At 60.6% G+C, this 20,568-nt stretch carries 20 protein-coding genes; 11 read left to right on the forward strand and 9 right to left on the reverse strand.

What is annotated here, in order from left to right; all coding sequences use genetic code 11:
* The first annotated feature begins 37 nt into the window (after positions 1-37).
* The 3 genes from LIY36_RS00480 (at position 38) to LIY36_RS00490 (ending at position 1,882) form a co-directional block, all read left to right on the forward strand.
* Entirely contained in the window at positions 38-664 is a 627-nt protein-coding gene (locus LIY36_RS00480) for an RNA polymerase sigma factor (protein ID WP_226454493.1), read from the forward strand.
* Complete coding sequence (locus LIY36_RS00485) at positions 661-1,338, forward strand: anti-sigma factor (protein ID WP_226454494.1); 678 nt, start codon at positions 661-663, stop codon at positions 1,336-1,338. Before LIY36_RS00480 ends, LIY36_RS00485 begins: the two co-directional genes overlap by 4 nt.
* An 85-nt stretch (positions 1,339-1,423) precedes the next feature.
* Positions 1,424-1,882, forward strand: coding sequence for an anti-sigma factor (locus LIY36_RS00490; protein WP_226454495.1), 459 nt, complete (start codon positions 1,424-1,426; stop codon positions 1,880-1,882).
* Between the two features lie 118 nt (positions 1,883-2,000).
* Here the strand turns inward: LIY36_RS00490 and fdhA are convergent, their stop codons facing one another.
* The 8 genes from fdhA to LIY36_RS00530 all read right to left on the reverse strand — a co-directional run bounded on the left by fdhA (position 2,001) and on the right by LIY36_RS00530 (position 11,824).
* Positions 2,001-3,200 (reverse strand): formaldehyde dehydrogenase, glutathione-independent, encoded by a 1,200-nt coding sequence (gene fdhA, locus LIY36_RS00495; RefSeq protein ID WP_192299859.1) that lies wholly within the window; start codon positions 3,198-3,200, stop codon positions 2,001-2,003.
* Between the two features lie 181 nt (positions 3,201-3,381).
* Positions 3,382-4,239, reverse strand: a complete 858-nt coding sequence (purU, locus tag LIY36_RS00500) for a formyltetrahydrofolate deformylase (protein ID WP_226454496.1) — start codon at positions 4,237-4,239, stop codon at positions 3,382-3,384.
* Between the two features lie 10 nt (positions 4,240-4,249).
* Positions 4,250-4,882, reverse strand: coding sequence for a sarcosine oxidase subunit gamma (locus LIY36_RS00505; RefSeq protein ID WP_192299861.1), 633 nt, complete (start codon positions 4,880-4,882; stop codon positions 4,250-4,252).
* Positions 4,883-5,005: 123 nt separating this feature from the next.
* The gene (locus LIY36_RS00510; RefSeq protein ID WP_192299862.1) at positions 5,006-8,023 is read right to left on the reverse strand and encodes a sarcosine oxidase subunit alpha; all 3,018 of its coding nucleotides are present in this window, start codon (positions 8,021-8,023) and stop codon (positions 5,006-5,008) included.
* Positions 8,020-8,322 carry a sarcosine oxidase subunit delta gene (locus LIY36_RS00515; RefSeq protein ID WP_073525868.1) on the reverse strand — a complete coding sequence of 101 codons (303 nt, stop codon included), beginning with the start codon at positions 8,320-8,322 and terminating at the stop codon, positions 8,020-8,022. Before LIY36_RS00515 ends, LIY36_RS00510 begins: the two co-directional genes overlap by 4 nt.
* Before the next feature lie 14 nt (positions 8,323-8,336).
* Entirely contained in the window at positions 8,337-9,587 is a 1,251-nt protein-coding gene (locus tag LIY36_RS00520) for a sarcosine oxidase subunit beta (protein ID WP_034115307.1), read from the reverse strand.
* A gap of 22 nt (positions 9,588-9,609) precedes the next feature.
* The gene (gene glyA / locus LIY36_RS00525) at positions 9,610-10,863 is read right to left on the reverse strand and encodes a serine hydroxymethyltransferase (protein WP_226454497.1); all 1,254 of its coding nucleotides are present in this window, start codon (positions 10,861-10,863) and stop codon (positions 9,610-9,612) included.
* Positions 10,864-11,101: 238 nt separating this feature from the next.
* Positions 11,102-11,824 carry a TraX family protein gene (locus tag LIY36_RS00530; protein ID WP_226454498.1) on the reverse strand — a complete coding sequence of 241 codons (723 nt, stop codon included), beginning with the start codon at positions 11,822-11,824 and terminating at the stop codon, positions 11,102-11,104.
* Between the two features lie 90 nt (positions 11,825-11,914).
* Here LIY36_RS00530 and LIY36_RS00535 point away from each other — a divergent pair, with 90 nt between their 5' ends.
* Positions 11,915-12,955, forward strand: a complete 1,041-nt coding sequence (locus LIY36_RS00535; RefSeq protein ID WP_226454499.1) for a threonine aldolase family protein — start codon at positions 11,915-11,917, stop codon at positions 12,953-12,955.
* 183 nt (positions 12,956-13,138) lie between these two features.
* Complete coding sequence (locus LIY36_RS00540; RefSeq protein WP_226454500.1) at positions 13,139-13,339, forward strand: hypothetical protein; 201 nt, start codon at positions 13,139-13,141, stop codon at positions 13,337-13,339.
* Positions 13,340-13,485: 146 nt separating this feature from the next.
* On the opposite strand, the gene gbcB is transcribed toward LIY36_RS00540, so the two are convergent.
* Entirely contained in the window at positions 13,486-14,586 is a 1,101-nt protein-coding gene (gene gbcB / locus LIY36_RS00545; RefSeq protein WP_192299867.1) for a glycine-betaine demethylase subunit GbcB, read from the reverse strand.
* A gap of 284 nt (positions 14,587-14,870) precedes the next feature.
* Here gbcB and gbcA point away from each other — a divergent pair, with 284 nt between their 5' ends.
* The 6 genes from gbcA to gspG all read left to right on the forward strand — a co-directional run bounded on the left by gbcA (position 14,871) and on the right by gspG (position 20,568).
* Complete coding sequence (gbcA, locus tag LIY36_RS00550; RefSeq protein WP_192299868.1) at positions 14,871-16,166, forward strand: glycine-betaine demethylase subunit GbcA; 1,296 nt, start codon at positions 14,871-14,873, stop codon at positions 16,164-16,166.
* 852 nt (positions 16,167-17,018) lie between these two features.
* Positions 17,019-17,513 (forward strand): prepilin-type N-terminal cleavage/methylation domain-containing protein, encoded by a 495-nt coding sequence (locus LIY36_RS00555; protein ID WP_226454819.1) that lies wholly within the window; start codon positions 17,019-17,021, stop codon positions 17,511-17,513.
* The gene (locus LIY36_RS00560; protein WP_226454501.1) at positions 17,488-17,868 is read left to right on the forward strand and encodes a type II secretion system protein; all 381 of its coding nucleotides are present in this window, start codon (positions 17,488-17,490) and stop codon (positions 17,866-17,868) included. The genes LIY36_RS00555 and LIY36_RS00560 overlap by 26 nt, the downstream gene beginning before the upstream one ends.
* Positions 17,855-18,361 (forward strand): type II secretion system protein, encoded by a 507-nt coding sequence (locus LIY36_RS00565; protein ID WP_226454502.1) that lies wholly within the window; start codon positions 17,855-17,857, stop codon positions 18,359-18,361. Before LIY36_RS00560 ends, LIY36_RS00565 begins: the two co-directional genes overlap by 14 nt.
* 74 nt (positions 18,362-18,435) lie before the next feature.
* Entirely contained in the window at positions 18,436-19,884 is a 1,449-nt protein-coding gene (locus LIY36_RS00570) for a lytic polysaccharide monooxygenase (RefSeq protein ID WP_226454503.1), read from the forward strand.
* A gap of 252 nt (positions 19,885-20,136) precedes the next feature.
* Positions 20,137-20,568 (forward strand): type II secretion system major pseudopilin GspG, encoded by a 432-nt coding sequence (gspG, locus tag LIY36_RS00575; protein WP_226454504.1) that lies wholly within the window; start codon positions 20,137-20,139, stop codon positions 20,566-20,568.

Below are 20,568 nucleotides of genomic sequence, written 5' to 3' on the forward strand. Positions count from 1 at the left end.
GCGTATATCCACCATGCGCCGCCGCGAGTGAAATGGAATGAACGCACAAGCTGAACTACCCTTTGCCTACCGTGCGCAGTGCCGTCGACCTCGTTCACGAGCCTGGAGATGCCTTATTTCGATCAACGACGCTGATCCGTTGTGCGCCTTGCTGGCCCGATGTGCCGAGGGCAATCGCCAGGCGTTCGAAACCCTTTACCGCAGTGTTTCGCCGCGCTTGCACGGCGTTGCCTTGCGGTTCATGGGGCGCCCGGACCTGGCCGAAGAGGTGCTGCAGGAAGCCTTCGTGCGGATCTGGTACAACGCCTCGCGCTACGAGGCCCACCTAGCGGCGCCGATGACGTGGATGGTCAACATCACCCGTAACCTGGCCATCGACCAACTGCGCAAACACCGCGAGCAACCCCTGGCCGACGGCCAGCAGGACGCCCTGCTCGATGACGGCCCCAGCGCCCACGAGCAACTCGACCGCGAACGCGATACCCATGCACTGAACCGCTGCCTCGACAGCCTTGACGGCATGCAGCGTCAATCGATCAGCGTGGCCTACTTCAAGGGCCTGTCGTGCGCAGAGCTGGCCGCGCACATGGCGGCGCCGCTGGGCTCGGTCAAATCCTGGATCCGTCGCGGCATGGAGCGCCTACGCAGGTGCCTTGAATCATGAACTACCAAACCACGACCCTGCGCCGCGCCCTCGCGGCCGACTACGCCATCGGTCTGATGCCCGCGACCGCGCGTCGGCGCTTTGATGGGTTGCTGCTGGAAGATCCCGCGCTGCGGGTCGAGCTCGGCCATTGGCAGGACGCCCTCGCCACGCTGACCGGCGAGCTGCCGGAACACCCGGTGCCGGATCACGTTTGGGCGGGCATCCAGGCGCGCATCGAACCGCAGGTGCTGCATATGCCGGCGAAGAAAGCGTTCAGGATCAGTTGGCGCTTGCTCGCGGCCGCTTGCGTGCTGGGCGCGGCGCTGCTGGTGGGCGTGCTGTACCCCCGCGATCCAGGCGTGACGTACGACGCCACCCTGGTCAACGCCAGCCAGCAACCGGCATTGCGGGTGCAGGCGGTGGGTGACCGACTGCAGGTCGAGCCCCTGGCCCTGGCCGCCGTGGAACCGGCGCGTGCCCTGCAACTGTGGGCGATTCCCGCCGGTGGCAAACCGATTTCACTGGGCTTGGTATCCACAGCGGGTAAAGGTCAAATCCAGCTGAGCAACGCACAAAAAGCCCTGCTCTCCACGCCACTGACCTTGGCCGTGAGCCTGGAGCCACAAGGCGGCTCACCGACCGGCCAGCCCACTGGCCCAGTGCTATATCAAGGCAAATTGGCATCACTTTAGCGAAGATCACGGGCGATGGGTTCAGGAACCCATCGTCCTGCACAAGGTCCATGAGTTGACTACAAAATTTGTCAGGAAGAGACCTATGACTACGATCGACCCCCAAGTGATTGAGCACAAACCCTCATTCTGGAACGGCCCGCGTCTGTTCGTGGGCGCCTGCCTTGTGGTGCTCGCTGGTATCGGCGGTGCCCTTTACACCCAAGACTCGGTCAAATCCGCCGCGACCCTGGTGACCACGACCCAGCAGCCCGCTGCGCAGATCATGGCCCACAAGGACTACCTGGAAGTGCAACCGATTGCCGCCGCCACCCCTGCGCCAGACCAGAGCCTGGAACTGTGGGCAATCCCCGAAGACGGCGTGCCAGTGTCCCTTGGCCTGTTGCCGGAAGACGGCAAAGGCATCATCGGCCTCAACCCGCGCCAGCAAGAGTCGATCAAGAAGCCGGTCACGCTGATGGTGAGTTCGGAAACCAAAGGCGGCTCGGTGAGCAAACAGCCGACAGGCCCGACGGTGTACCAAGGGGCGTTGGCCAATCGCTAAACCAATGTGGGAGGGGGCTTGCCCCCGATAGCGGAGTGTCAGTCAGTAGATATATCGACTGATACACCGTCATCGGGGGCAAGCCCCCTCCCACATTTGGATCACAGCACGGCCAGGTTTAGGCGGCGCTGAACAGCTTGTGCGGATCGATCACAAACTTCTTCGGCACGCCTGCGTCAAACTCGCCGTAGCCTTTTGGCGCGTCGTCCAGGCTGATGACCTGCACACCGACGATCTCGGCGATGTTGATACGGTCCCACATGATCGCTTGCATCAGCGCGCGGTTGTACTTCATCACCGGGGTCTGGCCGGTGTGGAAGCTGTGGGATTTGGCCCAGCCCAGGCCGAAGCGGATGCTCAGGCTGCCCATTTTCGCGGCGGCGTCGACGGCACCCGGATCTTCGGTGACGTACAGGCCCGGAATACCGATCTTGCCCGCCACGCGCACCACGCCCATCAGCGAGTTGAGCACGGTGGCCGGGGCTTCCGCCTTGACGCCGTCGTGCCCATGACCACGGGCTTCGAAGCCCACGCAGTCGACTGCGCAATCCACTTCAGGCTCGCCCAGCAACGCGGCGATCTGTTCATGCAGCGGCGTGTCCTGGGACAGGTCGACAATTTCAAAACCCTGGGCCTTGGCGTGGGCCAGGCGGATGGTGTTGACGTCACCGATGATCACCACCGCCGCGCCGAGCAGGCGGGCAGACGCGGCAGCGGCCAGGCCGACCGGGCCGGCACCGGCGATGTACACGGTGCTGCCAGGGCCAACGCCGGCCGTGACGGCGCCGTGGTAGCCGGTTGGCAGGATGTCGGAGAGGCAGGTCAGGTCGCGGATTTTTTCCATGGCCTTGTCGCGGTCCGGCAGCTTGAGCAGGTTGAAGTCGGCGTACGGCACCAGCACGTATTCGGCCTGGCCGCCGGTCCAGTCGCCCATGTCGACGTAGCCGTAGGCCCCCCCGGCACGCGCCGGGTTGACGGTCAGGCACACGCCGGTGTGTTGCTCTTTGCACGAGCGGCAGCGGCCGCAGGCGACGTTGAAGGGGACGGAAACCAGGTCGCCGATCTTCAGGTTCTCGACGTCGCTGCCCTTCTCGATCACTTCACCAGTGATCTCGTGACCGAGCACCAGGCCGGTCTGGGCGGTGGTACGGCCGCGCACCATGTGCTGGTCGGAGCCGCAGATGTTGGTGGAGACCACGCGCAGGATGACGCCATGCTCGATCTTCCTGCCACGGGGGTCCTGCATTTTGGGATAGTCGATTTTCTGTACTTCGACCTTGCCGTTGCCGAGATACACGACACCACGATTACCAGACATGCTTTCACCTCGCTGTTGTTTTTATGGAACTGCGTTGCCCTTTGGCTGGGCAGCGCGTTTAAGTGCTCGGGTTACAGATGCTGTTTTTGCGTTGTTTGTCAGGGCCTCATCGCAGGCAAGCCAGCTCCCACAGGAGTACGCATTCCCAATGTGGGAGCGGGCTTGCCCGCGAAGGCGTCAGTCAGAGCACCACCGTTCTATTGGCGTTCAAGAAAACCCGCCGCTCAATGTGATACCCAACGGCCCGGGCCAACGTCAGCCCTTCAATATCACGCCCCTTGGCGATCAAATCCTCGGGATAGTGGCTGTGATCCACCACCTCCACGCCCTGGGCGATGATCGGGCCTTCGTCCAGATCGTTGTTGATGTAATGCGCCGTGGCGCCCACCAACTTCACGCCCTTGTTGTACGCCTGATGATACGGCTTGGCGCCCTTGAACCCCGGCAACAACGAGTGGTGAATGTTGATGGCCTTTCCATCAAGTTTGCGGCACAGCTCCGGCGACAGCACTTGCATGTAGCGCGCAAGGATCACCAGTTCGGCACCGGTGTCTTCCACCACCTGCCACACCTGACGCTCCTGGGACGGTTTGTCATTGGGGTCGAGGGGGAAATGGTAGTAGGGAATCTGGTGCCAGTCGGCCAACGGCTTCAGATCGGGGTGGTTGGACACCACCGCGACCACGTCCATCGACAATTGGCCGATGCGCTGGCGGTACAGCAGGTCGTTGAGGCAGTGATCGGCCTTGGAGACCATGATCACCACTTTTGGCCGGTAGTTTGGCGCCGTCAGCTCAAAGATCATCCCAAAGGCTTCGCCGCGAATGGCCAGGCCATCGCGGAAACCTTGCTCGTCAAAACCGTCGGGCTGGCGGAACTCCACGCGGATGAAAAACCGGCCCGAAAGCCGGTCATCGAACGAGTGGTGCTCAGTAACGTAGCAGCCCTGCTCGAACAGGTAGCGGGTGACCGCGTCCACCGTGCCGAGCACGCTGGGGCAGTCGGCGGTCAAAATCCATGTATCAGGTGCGCGGCTCATGGCTGATTCCTCAGGCTTGGACGTTGAGGCCGAATTCCGCCGAGGCGTCCTGCAACCACAACCACCAGTAGTCCGAGAAGCTGCGACGAATCAGCAGTTCCCAGGTGTTTTCGGCCGTGTGGCGGATCACCAGTTGCGACTTGGCGAACACCGTGCCCACCGCCTTGCCTACCGGGAAGTTGTCGGGGTGTACGTCGTAGCTGGTGGACTTCATCAACACGTCGCGCACGTTCGGGCCGCTCAGTTCAAGGATCTGCTGGCCGCCGCTGACGTTGACCACCTGGATATGCAAATCACCCAGGGCCTCGCGCAGGTTTTTCTCGGCGGCGAATTCTTCACCGCTTGGCACGATGAGCAACCACTCATCCGGGCCGAGCCATTGCAGGCTGGTTTCGCCTTTGACGATCACGGTCAGGGCGCTGGGCAGTTCGATGCCGAGGGCCTTGTGCACGCCGGCGGCGAAGGCTGCATCGTGCCCATCGCCCCGGATGGTCAGGTGGCCCAGAAGTTTCTTTTCACGCACGGTCACACCGGCGTTCTTGCGGCCCTTGCCAACCAGGCTGGCGAGGTCGGCATGGTGCAGCGACGACTCGGCCTTGGCCCCGGTGGTTGGGCGTTGTTGGTACACATTGGCTGCTGTCATAAAGCACCTATCCAAATTCTGTTGTGAGGCTACTGGCGTCTTCGCGAGCAAGCCCGCTCCCACAGGGTTTACGCATTCCAAATGTGGGAGCGGGCTTGCTCGCGAAGGCCGCTACTCGGTCCGTCAGATATTTTGACGATCACCCTTGGGATCGAAGAACACCGAAGACACAATCTCCGCCTCGATCACACTGCCATCGGCCTGTGGCGAGAACACCCGTTCACCGATGCGCTTCAAGCCGCCCTTGACCACGCCCATGGCAAACGAATAACCAAGGGAGTTGTGCGCATAACTCGAAGTGACGTGACCGACCATCTTCATCGGGATCGACTGCTTCGGATCAAACACCAGTTGCGCACCTTCGGGCAGCCACACTTTCGGATCGACTGGCTTGAGGCCCACCAGTTGCTTGCGCTCTTCACGCACGCAGTCTTCACGGTTCATGCCGCGCCAGCCGATCCACGAGAACGGCTTGGTGCGACCGACACACCAACCCATGTTCAGGTCGTCCGGGGTCATCGAACCGTCGGTGTCCTGACCGACGATGATGAAGCCCTTCTCGGCCCGCAGCACGTGCATGGTTTCGGTGCCGTACGGGGTCAGGTTGTACTTCTTGCCCGCCGCGACGATCTGTTCGAGCACGCCCATGGCGTAGTCGGCCTGCACGTTGACTTCGTACGACAGCTCGCCGGTAAACGAGATCCGGAACACCCGCGCCGGTACGCCGCCCACCAGGCCTTCTTTCCAGGTCATGAACGGGAAGCCGTCCTTGTCCAGATCGATGTCGGTGACTTCGGCCAGCAGCTTGCGGCTGTTGGGGCCGGACAGGGTCATGGTGGCCCAGTGGTCGGTGACCGAGGTGAAGTACACCTTGAGGTCTGGCCATTCGGTCTGTTGGTAGATTTCCAGCCACTGCAGCACGCGAGCAGCGCCGCCGGTGGTGGTGGTCATCAGGAAGTGGTTGTCGGCGAGGCAGGCCGTTACGCCGTCGTCGAAGACCATGCCGTCTTCCTTGCACATCAGGCCGTAGCGCGCCTTGCCCACATCGAGCTTGGTCCAGGCGTTGGTGTAGATGCGGTTGAGGAACTCACGGGCATCCGGGCCCTGAATGTCGATCTTGCCGAGTGTGGACGCATCCAGCAGGCCCACGCTGTCGCGCACGGCCAGGCATTCGCGTTTCACCGCGGCGTGCAGGTCTTCACCGTTGCGTGGGAAATACCATGGGCGTTTCCACTGGCCGACGTCTTCAAACTCGGCGCCGTTCTTCACGTGCCAGGCTTGCAGTGCGGTGTAGCGCACAGGTTCGAAGATGTGCCCACAGTGACGGCCCGCCACCGCGCCGAACGTCACCGGCGTGTAGTTCGGACGGAACATGGTGGTGCCCATCTGCGGGATGGTCACGTTCAACGAACGGGCGGCAATCGCCAGGCCGTTGACGTTGCCCAGCTTGCCCTGGTCGGTGCCGAAGCCCAGTGCGGTGTAGCGCTTGACGTGCTCGACCGACTCGAAACCTTCGCGGGTCGCCAGTTCGATGGCGGCGGCGGTGACGTCGTTCTGCAGGTCGACGAATTGCTTCGGCGCCCGTGCGGTCGGCTTGTCGTGGGGCACCTGGTATACCGCCAGCGTTGGCTCTTCCAAGCGGCTCAGGGCTTTTGGCAGGGTGCCTTCGACCGGCGCAAAACCGGCCTCGCTGGCCGCGCGCACGCCGCCTTCAAAACCATCGGCCAGGGAATCGCCGAGGCCGTAGACGCCATTGATGCCACCGACACACACGCGCTTCTGCGGCGCTTCACCCGGGACAAAACCAAGGATGTCTTCACGCCAGGTCGGCTTGCCGCCCAGGTGCGACGCCAGGTGAACCACCGGGCTGTAGCCGCCGGAACTGGCCACCAGGTCACAGTCCAGCCATTCGCCTGGGCTGGTGACTTTGTGCGCTTTCACATCGATCGCGGCCACACGGGCAGCGGTGACGTGCTTGCTGCCACGGGCTTCGATCACGGCGCTGCCGGTGAGGATGCGAATACCTTTGGCGCGGGCCTCTTCCACCAGCGCACCACGTGGGTTGTGGCGCACATCGGCGACGGCGACCACTTGCAGGCCGGCGTCGAGCCAGTCCAGCGCAACGCGGTAGGCGTGGTCGTTATTGGTCGACAGCACCAGTTTTTTACCCGGCGCCACGCCGTAGCGACGCACGTAGGTAGAGACCGCACCGGCGAGCATGTTGCCCGGCACGTCGTTGTTGCCGTACACCAGTGGACGCTCGCACGCGCCCGTCGCCAACACCACGCGTTTGGCGCGCACACGGTGGATACGCTGGCGCACCACGCCAATCGGCGCACGGTCACCGAGGTGATCGGTGAGGCGCTCGTGAATGGTCAGGAAGTTATGGTCGTGGTAGCCGTTGACGGTGGCGCGCGGCAGCAGCACCACGTCCGGCAGGGCCTTGAGTTCAGCGATGACGCTGGCGACCCATTCGGTAGCCGGCTTGCCGTCGAGGCTTTCGCGGGAATCGAGCAGCGAACCGCCGAACTCCTCCTGCTCGTCGGCAATGATCACGCGCGCGCCGCTGCGTGCGGCAGCCAGTGCGGCGGCCAGGCCGGCAGGGCCTGCACCGACCACCAGCACGTCGCAGTGACGGTTGAAGTTGTCGTAGGTGTCCGGATCGTTCTCGGTCGGCGAGCGGCCAAGACCGGCAGCCTTACGAATGTACTTCTCGTAGGTCATCCAGAACGATTGTGGGTACATGAAGGTTTTGTAGTAGAAACCCGGCGGCATCAGCTTGCCGCCGACCTTGCCGAGAATGCCCATCACGTCATTGTTGACGTTCGGCCAGCCGTTGGTGCTGGTGGCGACCAGGCCTTGGTACAGCGCCTGTTGCGTGGCGCGCACGTTGGGAATCTGGGTGGCTTCGGTCGCACCGATCTGCAACACCGCGTTCGGCTCTTCGGCACCGGCGGCGAAGATGCCGCGAGGACGCGAGTACTTGAAGCTGCGGCCGATGATGTCGACGCCGTTGGCCAACAGGGCGGCGGCCAGGGTGTCGCCTTCAAAGCCCTTGTAGGTCTGGCCGTTGAAGGTAAACGTCAGGACTTTATTACGGTCGATCCGGCCACCGTTGGACAGGCGATTGGTCTGGCTCATACCTTCTCTCCAGAGGCCTTGGCGGTGAATTGGGGCTTCTCACCGATCTTGTAGGTTTCAAGAATTTCGTAGGTCAGGGTGTCGCGGGTCGCGTTGAAATACTGGCGGCAACCGGCGGCGTGAATCCACAACTCGTGGTGCAGGCCACGGGGGTTGTCGCGGAAGAACATGTAGTCGCCCCACTGCTCATCGGTGCAGGCATTCGGGTCCAGCGGGCGCGGGATATGCGCTTGGCCGGACGCGTGGAATTCCTCTTCGGAGCGCAGTTCGCCACAGTGAGGACAGAAGATATGCAACATAGGAATTTCTCCTGTTAGTGGGCGACGGCCGCAGCGCCGTGTTCGTCGATCAACGCACCGTTGTGGAAACGGTCGATGGAGAAAGGTGCGGCCAACGGGTGCATTTCACCCTTGGCGAGGCTGGCGGCAAACACGTTGCCTGAGCCTGGAGTGGCCTTGAAGCCACCGGTGCCCCAACCGCAGTTGAAGAACATGTTCGGCACTGGCGTCTTGGAGATGATCGGGCAGGCGTCCGGCGTGGTGTCGACGATGCCGCCCCACTGGCGGTTCATGCGTACGCGCGACAGCACTGGGAACATCTCGACGATGGCCTGGATGGTGTGCTCGATCACCGGGTACGAACCACGCTGGCCATAGCCGTTGTAGCCGTCGATACCGGCGCCGATCACCAGGTCGCCCTTGTCGGACTGGCTGATGTAACCGTGCACGGCGTTGGACATGATCACGCTGTCGATAATCGGCTTGATCGGCTCCGACACCAACGCTTGCAGCGGATGGGATTCGATCGGCAGGCGGAAGCCGGCGAGCGAAGCCATGTGCCCGGAGTTACCGGCCGTGACCACACCGACGCGCTTGGCGCCGATAAAGCCCTTGGTGGTTTCCACACCGATGCACACGCCGTTTTCCTTACGGAAACCGATCACTTCGGTCTGCTGGATCAGGTCCACGCCAAGGGCGTCGGCCGCACGGGCAAAGCCCCAGGCCACGGCATCGTGACGGGCCACGCCGCCACGCCGTTGCACGGTGGCACCGAGTACCGGGTAGCGGGTGTTTTTCGAGCAATCGAGGTACGGGATCTCGTCGGCCACTTGCTTGGCGTTGAGCAGCTCGCCGTCCACGCCGTTGAGGCGGTTGGCGCTCACGCGGCGCTCGGAATCACGGATGTCTTGCAGGGTGTGGCACAGGTTGTACACGCCGCGCTGGGAGAACATCACGTTGTAGTTCAGGTCCTGGGACAGGCCTTCCCACAGTTTCATCGCATGTTCGTACAGGTGCGCCGACTCGTCCCACAGGTAGTTGGAACGCACGATGGTGGTGTTGCGCGCGGTGTTACCGCCGCCCAGCCAGCCTTTCTCGACCACGGCCACGTTGGTGATGCCGTGTTCTTTTGCCAGGTAGTAGGCGGTCGCCAGACCATGCCCGCCGCCGCCGACGATGACCACGTCATAGACCTTTTTAGGGGTGGGCGTGCGCCACATCTTCTGCCAGTTTTCGTGGTGGCTGAGGGAGTGCTTGAAGAGGCCGAAGCCCGAGTAGCGTTGCATAGTCATTACTCCAAAACCGCGCTCAGCGATAAACCGGGAAATCAGCGCACAGGGCAGACACGTGCTTGGCCACGTTGGCCTCGACATCGGCGTCGCCGAGGTTGTCGAGGATGTCGCAGATCCAGCCGGCCAGTTCGATGCACTGCGCCACTTTGAAACCACGCGTGGTCACCGCCGGGGTGCCGATGCGCAGGCCCGAGGTCACGAACGGCGACTGCGGGTCATTCGGCACGGCGTTTTTGTTGACGGTGATGTGGGCGCGACCGAGGGCGGCATCCGCCTCTTTGCCGGTGAGGCCCTGACGGATCAGGCTGACCAGGAACAGGTGGTTATCGGTGCCGCCGGACACTACATCGTAGCCGCGTTTGATAAACACGCTGGCCATCGCCTGGGCATTGTCGATCACTTGTTGCTGGTAGGCCTTGAAGCCTGGCTCCAGCGCTTCCTTGAAGCACACGGCCTTGCCGGCGATGACGTGCATCAGCGGGCCGCCCTGGGCACCGGGGAATACGGCGGCGTTGAGTTTCTTTTCGATCTCTTCGTTGGACTTGGCCAGGATCAAACCACCACGTGGACCGCGCAGGGTCTTGTGGGTGGTGGTGGTGACCACATCGGCGTACGGCAGCGGGTTCGGGTACAGGCCAGCGGCAACCAGGCCGGCGACGTGGGCCATGTCAACGAACAACAGCGCGCCAACCTTGTCGGCGATCTGACGGAAGCGTGGGAAATCCAGAGTCTTGGAGTAGGCAGAGAAACCGGCCACGACCATTTTCGGCTTGTGCTCGACCGCCAGGCGCTCGACTTCGTCGTAGTCGATCAGGCCGGTGTCGGTGTTGATGCCGTATTGCACTGCGTTGTACAGCTTGCCCGAGGACGACACTTTGGCGCCGTGGGTCAAGTGGCCGCCATGGGCCAGGCTCATGCCCAGGATGGTGTCGCCGGCTTGCAGCAGGGCCAGGTACACGGCGCTGTTGGCGGACGAACCGGAGTGCGGCTGCACGTTGGCGTAATCGGCGCCGAACAGCTGCTTGGCGCGTTCGATGGCCAGGGCTTCCACTTTATCCACATGCTCGCAGCCACCGTAGTAACGCTTGCCTGGGTAGCCTTCGGCGTATTTGTTGGTGAGGCCGCTGCCTTGAGCTTCCATCACGCGCTTGCTGGTGTAGTTCTCTGACGCGATCAGCTCGATATGATCTTCCTGGCGCTGCTCCTCGGCATTCATCGCCGCCAGCAGTGCATCGTCATATCCCTGGATCTGGTCTTGTTTGCTGAACATCGCGTCTCTCCCAGCCTTTCGTATTGTTGAGGCCCGGTGCAGGGCCCTTTGATGCGATGGTAGGGCTGGCGCCTGTAGATCAAATGCCTACGCACGCCACGCAAAGGTGCGTTTACGACATTCATTGAGCGCCGCAGAAAAAATGTGGGAGCGGGCTTGCTCGCGAATGCGGTGGGCCAGCCAATACATGTGTTGACTGACCCACCGCATTCGCGAGCAAGCCCGCTCCCACAGGGGGTTACGCAATGATTTTGCGGACGGTTAACAGCAGCAGAAAATGCAGAGGGTAGAGGGTGTAGGCCCAGCGGCGCATGGCCGGTGGCGACGCTTTTTTGCCATGTCGCAACAAGACAAGGCCAGCCAATGGCGCGATCAGGCATGTGGCGAGCCCCAAATAAGCCAACAGCGTGCCGCTATCGAGCAACACCTGCCATTGATTGGCCGCCACGCAGACCAACCCCGGCAATACACTGAAATACCAGGCACGGCTAAACACCAGCAGCATCGCCAACGGCAGCAGCACGCCAAAAAATCCGAACATCAGGTACGGGGAAAACACGCCGGCTATCGTGAGGGCAATCAGCGCCAATCCTCGATCAAAAAGCGTCTTCTGCTGCCATCCTCGCGCAACCAGCATTCCCAGCGCCAAGGTCGGCAACACATTCAACGTATCGGCATCCTCGATAAACAACCGATACGGTACCTCGCTGATCACACTGAACAGCAGCAGCCAGCCCAGGTAGCGCCCGCTGACCGGCGCCCCTTTCACCCGGTGCAGATTCGCCGCAATCGCCAGGCAAAACCATGGGAACGCCAGGCGCCCCGGCACATACAAACCATCCAGGCTCAACCCGACATAGCGCAGGTGATCGAGCACCATGCACAGCAGCGCCAGCCACTTGAGCAAGTCCAAAGCGCCATCTCGGACGGGTCCGACAGGCAAGGTGTGAGTGCCGTGCATAATTCCCCAGTGACTTTGCATTTACAGAGCGTGCGCACCCGCGACAATCTTGGTTACAGTGCGCACCAACATCGACCACAGGAATGGGCCATGACTGACAAGAGCCAACAATTCGCCAGCGACAACTATTCCGGCATTTGCCCGGAAGCCTGGGCCGCCATGGAACAAGCCAACCACGGCCATCAACGTGCCTACGGCGATGATGAATGGACCCACCGCGCCGCCGACGGTTTCCGCAACCTGTTCGAAACCGACTGTGAAGTGTTCTTCGCCTTCAACGGCACCGCCGCCAACTCCCTGGCGCTGTCCTCGCTGTGCCAGAGCTACCATAGCGTGATTTGCTCGGAAACTGCCCACGTCGAGACCGACGAATGCGGCGCGCCGGAGTTTTTCTCCAACGGCTCCAAGCTGCTCACCGCCCGTACCGAAAACGGCAAGCTGACCCCGGAATCGATCCGCGAGATCGCCCTCAAGCGCCAGGACATCCACTACCCCAAGCCCCGCGTGGTCACCCTGACCCAGGCCACCGAAGTCGGCAGCGTGTACACCCCGGACGAAATCCGCGCCATCAGCGCCACCTGCAAGGAACTCGGGCTGAACCTGCATATGGACGGCGCACGCTTCTCCAACGCTTGCGCATTCCTGGGCTGCTCGCCGGCCGACCTGACCTGGAAGGCCGGCGTCGACGTGCTGTGCTTTGGCGGCACCAAAAACGGCATGGCCGTGGGTGAAGCGATCCTGTTCTTCAACCACAAGCTGGCCGAAGACTTCGACTACCGCTGCAAACAGGCCGGCCAGTTGGCGTCGAAAATGCGCTTCCTGTCTGCCCCGTGGGTAGGCCTGCTGGAAAACGACGCCTGGCTCAAACACGCACGCCACGCCAACCATTGCGCGCAACTGTTGAGCAGCCTGGTGGCGGATATTCCCGGCGTGGAGTTGATGTTCCCGGTGCAGGCCAACGGCGTGTTCCTGCAACTCTCGGAGCCGGCGATTGCGGCGCTGACAGCCAAGGGCTGGCGCTTCTACACCTTCATCGGCAAAGGCGGCGCGCGCTTCATGTGTGCGTGGGACACAGAAGAGGAACGTGTAAGGGAATTGGCTGAGGATATTCGGAAAGTGATGGGCGCCTGATCCAGGCGGATACTGGCGCTATGCCGAGTCTGTTATTTGATATTTCTGACAGCAGCACACTGTATTTTCATTGACTAGCCTCTTGGAACCCGCAAGGAAAAGGCCGCTGCAGCGGCCACCTTTCGGGTTCAACTGCCTGCCGAATCATCGGCCGGAAATGGAAATCCAGCAGAGAGCCAAACCATGGAATATCAAAGCAACGTTACCACCCTGCAAAGCGACGACGGCGTCAACACCACAGTCATCGACTGGGATGAGTTCAGGAAATCCGCCAGAGTCGGCGACACCATCCGCGAGCCATCAAGGACGTTGAGGATCTACGATAAAGTCTATGAATTGACAGCATCAGGTCAGCACTTCGTCGTGCATATCTACGCCCAGTAACCACTGATGTGGGAGCGGGCTTGTGTGGGAGCGGGCTTGCTCGCGAATACGCAGTATCAGTCACCAGATCAGTGATCTGACACACCGCTTTCGCGAGCAAGCCCGCTCCCACACAAGCCCGCTCCTACTCTGAACTGCGCCCGCCGTCAGAACTCGATGCGCACGTCACCCTTCGGTACGCTGCAGCACGACAGGATGTAACCCTCGGCCTCGTCTTCCTCGGTGATCCCGCCGTTGTGCTCCATCTCCACCTCGCCACCCAGCTTCATCACCTTGCACGTGCCGCAGATCCCCATGCCACAGGCTTTCGGGATCAACAGGCCGAGCTTGGCCGCTGCCGCGTGCACGGTTTCGCCCGGCGCCACGCGGATGCTTTTGCCCGAAGCAATGAACTCCACTTGATGCAGATCCGCCAGGTCGATCTCCGGCGCATCCGCCGCTTGTTCAGCTTGCTCTACCGCATCGGCACGCGCTTCCGCCGGCGTGGCACCGAAGGATTCCTCGTGATAACGCGCCATATCGAACCCGGCGACTTCCAGCAGGCGTTTCACCGCGTTCATGTACGGCGTCGGGCCGCAGCAGAACACTTCGCGCTCAAGGAAGTCCGGCACCATCAGCTCGAGCATCTTGTGATTGAGGTAGCCGCGATAACCCGCCCATGGTTCGCCCAGGCCGTGCTTTTCGCAGATCAGGTGCAGGCTGAAGTTGTCGATCCGCGAGGCCATGTGTTCCAGCTCGCGGTGATAGATGATGTCTTTGGGCGAGCGGGCGCTGTGGATAAACGTCATGTCGACGTTGGCGTTGGTGTCGTAGAACCAGCGCGCCATGGACATTACCGGGGTGATCCCGACACCACCGCTGAGGTACAGCACTTTCGGGCTGGGGAAATCGATGGCGTTGAACAGGCCGACCGGCCCGTGCACCGCCAGCTCCTGGCCTTCGTGCAAGGTATCGTGCAGCCAGTTGGACACCTTGCCGCCCGGCACGCGCTTGATCGTCACCGAGAAGCTGTAAGGCACCGACGGCGAGCTGGAAATGGTGTAGGAGCGCATGATCGGCTGGCCTTCGATTTCCAGCTCCAGGGTGACGAACTGCCCCGGCTTGAAAAAGAACAGGATCGGCTGGTCGGCCATGAAACAGAAGGTGCGCACGTCCCAGGTTTCCTGGATGACTTTGACGCAACGGACAATGTGTCGACCATTGGCCCAGGTCTGGGTGGTTACCGGATTCAGGAAGCTGTTGGACATGCTGATTCTCCACTGCCGATGTTCGGCTTTATGGTGGCGATTCTGCGTAACGTCGCAACCGCCCATTTACCTATCTGCGACATTCACATACTTATCGCGACCAGCCCCCAACTACCTAGGCTTGCGCGTCGGGAACAGATTGGGCCATGTCGCCCATGGATAAGGTTCAACCCATCGGCGGCCCCACACTCGCTCCCAACAACGACGCTTTCTTTACGCCTTGCACTGCACCAACCGTAGCCACTATTCGCCGGCCACACAGAATGGCCATGAGGACACACACGATGGACGTCACCGCAACCTTAAGCTTGGGCGATCCGCTGGAACCCGCACGCAAGGCCACCGCGCAAATGCTGCAAGAGCGCGAGCGCACTTTCTCGCTGCCACAGCCGTTCTACTCTGATGAGCGACTGTTTGATATCGACATGCAGGAAATCTTCCAGAAAGAGTGGTTGATCGCCGGCATGACCTGCGAGATCCCCGCCAAGGGCAACTACCTGACCCTGCAAGTGGGCAAGAACCCGATCATCGTGATCCGCGGCGCCGAAGGCGTGGTGCATGCGTTCCACAACGTGTGCCGTCACCGTGGCTCGCGCTTGTGCACCAGCGACAAGGGCAAGGTCGCCAAGCTGGTCTGCCACTACCACCAGTGGACCTACGAGCTGGACGGCCGCCTGCTGTTCGCCGGCACCGAGATGGGTGCCGACTTCGACATGAAGCAGTATGGCTTGAAGCCGGTGAACGTGAAGACCGCTGGCGGCTACATCTTCATCAGCCTGGCCGAGAACCCGCCAGCCATCGATGACTTCCTGTCGACGCTGAACCATTACATGGAACCGTACGACATGGAAAACACCAAGGTGGCGGTGCAAACCACCTTGATGGAGAAGGCCAACTGGAAGCTGGTGCTGGAAAACAACCGCGAGTGCTACCACTGCAACGCGTCGCACCCGGAACTGTTGAAGACCCTGCTGGAATGGGACGACGTCACCGACCCTCGCGCCGACCAGGCCTTCAAGGATCACGTCGCCGCATCGGCCGCCGCCTGGGACGCCGAGAAGATTCCGTACGCCCACGCCAGCTTCGGCCTGCGTAACCGCATCGTGCGCATGCCGCTGCTCAAGGGCACCGTGTCGATGACCCTGGACGGCAAGCAGGGCTGCGCCAAGCTGATGGGCCGCATCAAGAACCCGGACCTGGGCTCGATGCGCATCCTGCACCTGCCGCACTCGTGGAACCACTGCATGGGCGACCACATCATCGTGTTCACCGTGTGGCCGATCAGTGCCCAGGAAACCATGGTCACCACCAAGTGGCTGGTGCACAAAGACGCCGTCGAAGGCGTGGACTACGACGTGGAGCGCATGCGCCAGGTGTGGGACGCCACCAACGACCAGGACCGTCGCCTGGCCGAAGAGAACCAGCGCGGTATCAACTCCACCGCCTACCAACCGGGCCCGTACTCCAAGACCTATGAGTTCGGCGTGGTGAACTTCGTGGATTGGTACAGCGAGCGCATGCTCAACAACCTGGGGGCGGCGCCGGCGCCTTACCTCAAGGGCGTGGCCGCACACGAATAAACAAACATGCGGGCTTGATATGGGAGCGGGCTTGCTCGCGAAGGCGCAGTGTCAGTCACGGATGAAGTTGACTGATACACCGCTTTCGCGGGCAAGCCCGCTCCCACAGTTTGATCCGCACACTGTTCAAAATTTAGCCATACAGCCTACAGGCCTCGACCAATAAGCCCTCCAGCCTTTGCCCAACAACTTATCCACAAATCCACCCACAGCAATTGTGGGCAACTGTGCCTCCCAGCCAAAAATAACCGAAGAAAATCCGTGACTTATTCAGTCAGACGGTTTTGAGCACGCGCTGATCATTTTTTGATCATAACTCTACAGGCCACGTAATCCGTGGCATGCAGCAGTACGCAAACACCTTATCCACAGAAGCGCCAACAGACTTTGGGTGTAACTTTGAAAGCGCTGTGGAAAACCACCTCAAAGCTTCATAAATCGAGGCTTTGAGGGAATTGGGCGCACAATTACCGGCAATTGATCAAAATATGACCACATGCGTGAAACGCCCTATCCACCTGCCCTGTAGCCGATAGCAAACATCTTATCCACAGAAGCGCCAACAGACTTTGGGGGCAACTCCAAAACCCGCGGGTGCCTTATCCACACGAAAACTGCCTTAAAAACCGTGACTTAGCCTGGTCAGTTTTCATACAAGGACCTGGAGCCGTTGATTGGCGTGGGCTGTGGACAAGCACCAACACCTTATCCACAGCTACGCTCACAGCGATTGTGGGTAACCAGCGCAACTGTACAAAAAACATACGGCATCTACACTGACTGTTGCATCCAACCTCACAAGCCTGGGTTAACGCGGACGTCCTTGGCGCAACAACAGGAGAGACCACGGTGATCTGGCAGGGTCAAACCAGCCATCACTGCGCCAAAGGTTTTACGCTGATTGAGTTACTACTGACGCTGGCCCTGCTGGCCACGCTTGCGACAGTGGCATATCCGCTGACAGCACTGATGGGAAAACGTGATCGTGAACTCGACTTGCAGCGCTCGTTGCGGGAGATCCGGCGCGCCATCGATTCCTACAAGGAAGCCAGCGACGACGGACGCATTGAAAAGAGCGTCACCGACAGCGGCTACCCGCCCACCTTGCACGCATTGGTGGAAGGCGTGACGGACAAAACCAACCTGCAAGGCCAAAAACTCTATTTCCTGCGGCGCATTCCTCGCGATCCAGTCTGCGAGTGTCCGGAACTTGCGCCTGAAAAAACCTGGCAACTGCGCAGTTACAAGAGCAGCGCCGACAGCCCGCAAGAGGGGGAAGATGTCTTCGACGTTTCATCGCGCAGCACTCGGGAGAGTTTGAATGGAACGCCCTACAACACCTGGTAATCGGGGTTTTACCCTGATCGAGTTGCTGGTGGTCATGGCCATCATCGCGACCCTCATGACCCTCGTGACACCCCAGTATTTCCGCCAGCACGCCAAGGCCCAGGAAACCGTGCTGCGCCACAACCTGTCGTCGATCCGCCAGGCCCTGGACCAATACCGCGAAGACCACGGCGCCAACCCCGACAGCCTGCAAGCCCTGGTGGATAAACGCTACTTGCGTGAGATCCCCCAAGACCCGGTGACCGGCAGCCGCGACACCTGGCAACTGCAACCCTCCGGCGAACAAGGCCTGGGTGACGTGCGCAGCGGCGCGCCCGGCACTGCCAACGACGGGAGCGCCTATGCCGACTGGTGAGCAGCGCCAACATGGCTCGGTGTTCATGGGCATGCTGGTGACGGTGGCGGTGGTCGCCGTGATGTTGATGCAAGTGGGCACGCTGTGGTCCAGCGTGTTGCAGCGCGAGCGTGAGCTGGAATTGCTCGCGCGGGGCAACGAGATTCGTCGGGCGATCGGCCTGTATTACCGCGAGGGCAACACCTTTCCCCAGTCCCTCGAAGACTTGGTCCAGGACCGCCGCCAACCCACCGTCAAACGCTACCTGCGCAAGCTCTACAACGACCCCCTGAGCGGCACCACAGACTGGGGCGTAGTCGCTGGGCCGGGTGACACCATCATGGGCGTATTCAGCAAAGCCCACGGCACACCGTTCAAGCAAGGCAACTTTGCAGTGATCAATCAGAGTTTTACAGGGCAAGGCAGTTATCAAGGGTGGGTGTTTCTGTATGGCTCTGTACAGAGTAGCCCTCCAACCCGCACCGCTCCCATGGGAGATCAGCTGAATCGATGACGTGAATGCATTTACACAACTGGTCGTTCCAGCAGTTCGGAACTTGTTTATCTGAATTGAAGGTGGAATAGAGCATGAACAACTTATTTCGATATATGAGTGTGCTTCAAAAGTACGTGCTGGCAGCCTGTATGTTGATGCCCATACAGACCGTTTTTGCCCATGGCGATGTGGACGGTTCACGCGCTGACAAGTGCAGCAAGGGACAGAACATTAACTGTGGCGGCGCACAATGGGAGCGACAAAGCACAGGCGAAACATACAAGGGCTTTCCCAATGGCAAAGGCGGCGCACCAGGGCAAGGCCCGGTTGATGGCGAAATTGCCAGCGGCAGCAATCAGCGCTTCGCGGCCCTGGACGCCCAGACAGCCACTCGATGGAATAAAACGGATATTTCAGATTCGAATATCTCGTTCACATGGACCTTTACCGCGCCACACCGGGCCACCATGTATGAGTACTTCGTTACAAAAAACGGCTGGAATCAGAACCAACCCCTCACCCGTGCGTCATTCGACCCCGCACCGTTCTGTAGCATCAACGCGGGCAACGTGGTGCCCGCCACGGGGCTCACTCACAACTGTGTGATTCCCCCTGGCAAGAGTGGCTACCACGTTATTCTCGCGAAGTGGACCGTTGATGACACCCCAATGGCATTTCACAAACCCATTGACGTGAACATCGAGATCGGGCCGGGCGTACCGGGCATGAAAAAGATCGGCAGTATTTTGCCCGTAGACACCTTACTGCCCGGAGATTCGGTCAAGGCACGTGCGTTCAGTAGTTCTGGGGAAAGCCAGACTTATTCCGTTTCGACCACGATCGGAACGCCAGAAGAAGGGATGCCGGAGCAATGGCCTCGTGTTCTCGCGAAAAAATTCAATGACACGCAAACATTGGTCAAAGCAGGCAAGCCTCAAGCCGATGGAACGATTGTTCCCGAAAGTGGTGAAAATGATATTTACGCCGCCCCGGCAAGTTTGATAACGCATTACGAAATAGAGAAAGACATCAAGGAAAATCCTAATGCGCGCATGACCATATCCGCCCTCCCTGCTGACAACCAACTGACGGATGGGAAATATGATCTGAAGTTCACCGTCATTGCCGACCCGACAATGAACGTGGAAACCACGTTATTTGATGCTGCCAACAAAGCAGTAGGGACCGCCAAAGGCGTTGTAGGCAACACGGGAGCCTGGCTGGACATGGCTATCCGTTCTCAGCCTGGGCTGCATACGCTCATTGCGACAGGAACAACCGAAGATGGCCGCACGTCACGCCAGTCCTCAGCCCCTCTCACACTGACCGGCACGGGTGAAGCGCAAAAATATGACTTCGTATTCCCTGATCAATTGAAGTCATACAAAGCGGGAACCCTCGTACTTCAACCCAAAAATGGCAAGGTTTACGAATGCAAGCCGGGAAGCGTCGCCGGGTGGTGCGCGATATGGACGCCGAGTGCGACCCAGTACGAGCCAGGATCCGGATCTAATTGGGACGATGCCTGGATCGCCAGATAAGCACACCGACAACGCCATACAGAACCTAGCGTAAACATTGAGGCGCCGCGAGAACCTCGCGGCGCTTTTCCAAAAAGGCTTGTTATTCACAATAACGATATAGAAAAGTGCCAATCGTTATAGGGTGCCCTTCGGCGCCGTACATCGACCGACGCTACAGTTGAAATAAGTACTGGTTCTAACGCAGTCCTACCGGCGGTGCCCGCTCCCCCTGCGGGCCGGAAGAGTTACACACAACCGTCGGGTATCGCCATGCGCACACGCACGCTTATCCACAACCCCCAACACGGCTTCACCCTGCTGGAGCTGCTCGTCGTCCTGCTGATCATCGCGCTCCTCGCCGGCTACGTTGGTCCCAAAATGTTCGACCGGCTCGAGCTGGCCAAAGTCCAAACCGCCCAGGGCCAGATGAAGTCCATCGCGGATGCCTTGAACCAGTACCGCCTGGACAACGGCAACTACCCCGACGAAACCCTGGGCCTCAACGCCCTCACTACCCGCCCCGCCAACGCAGCGAACTGGCAGGGGCCGTATCTGAAAACGCTGCCGCCAGACCCCTGGGGCAACCCGTACATTTTCAAGAACCCCGGCACCCCGCCCAACGATGCCGAGATCATCTCGCTGGGCCGCGATGGCAAGGCCGGCGGTGTAAACACCTACGCCGACATCGTCTACGGACTCTGA

The sequence above is a fragment of the Pseudomonas sp. AF03-9 genome (assembly GCF_020515815.1).
In the GTDB taxonomy this organism is placed as follows: domain Bacteria; phylum Pseudomonadota; class Gammaproteobacteria; order Pseudomonadales; family Pseudomonadaceae; genus Aquipseudomonas.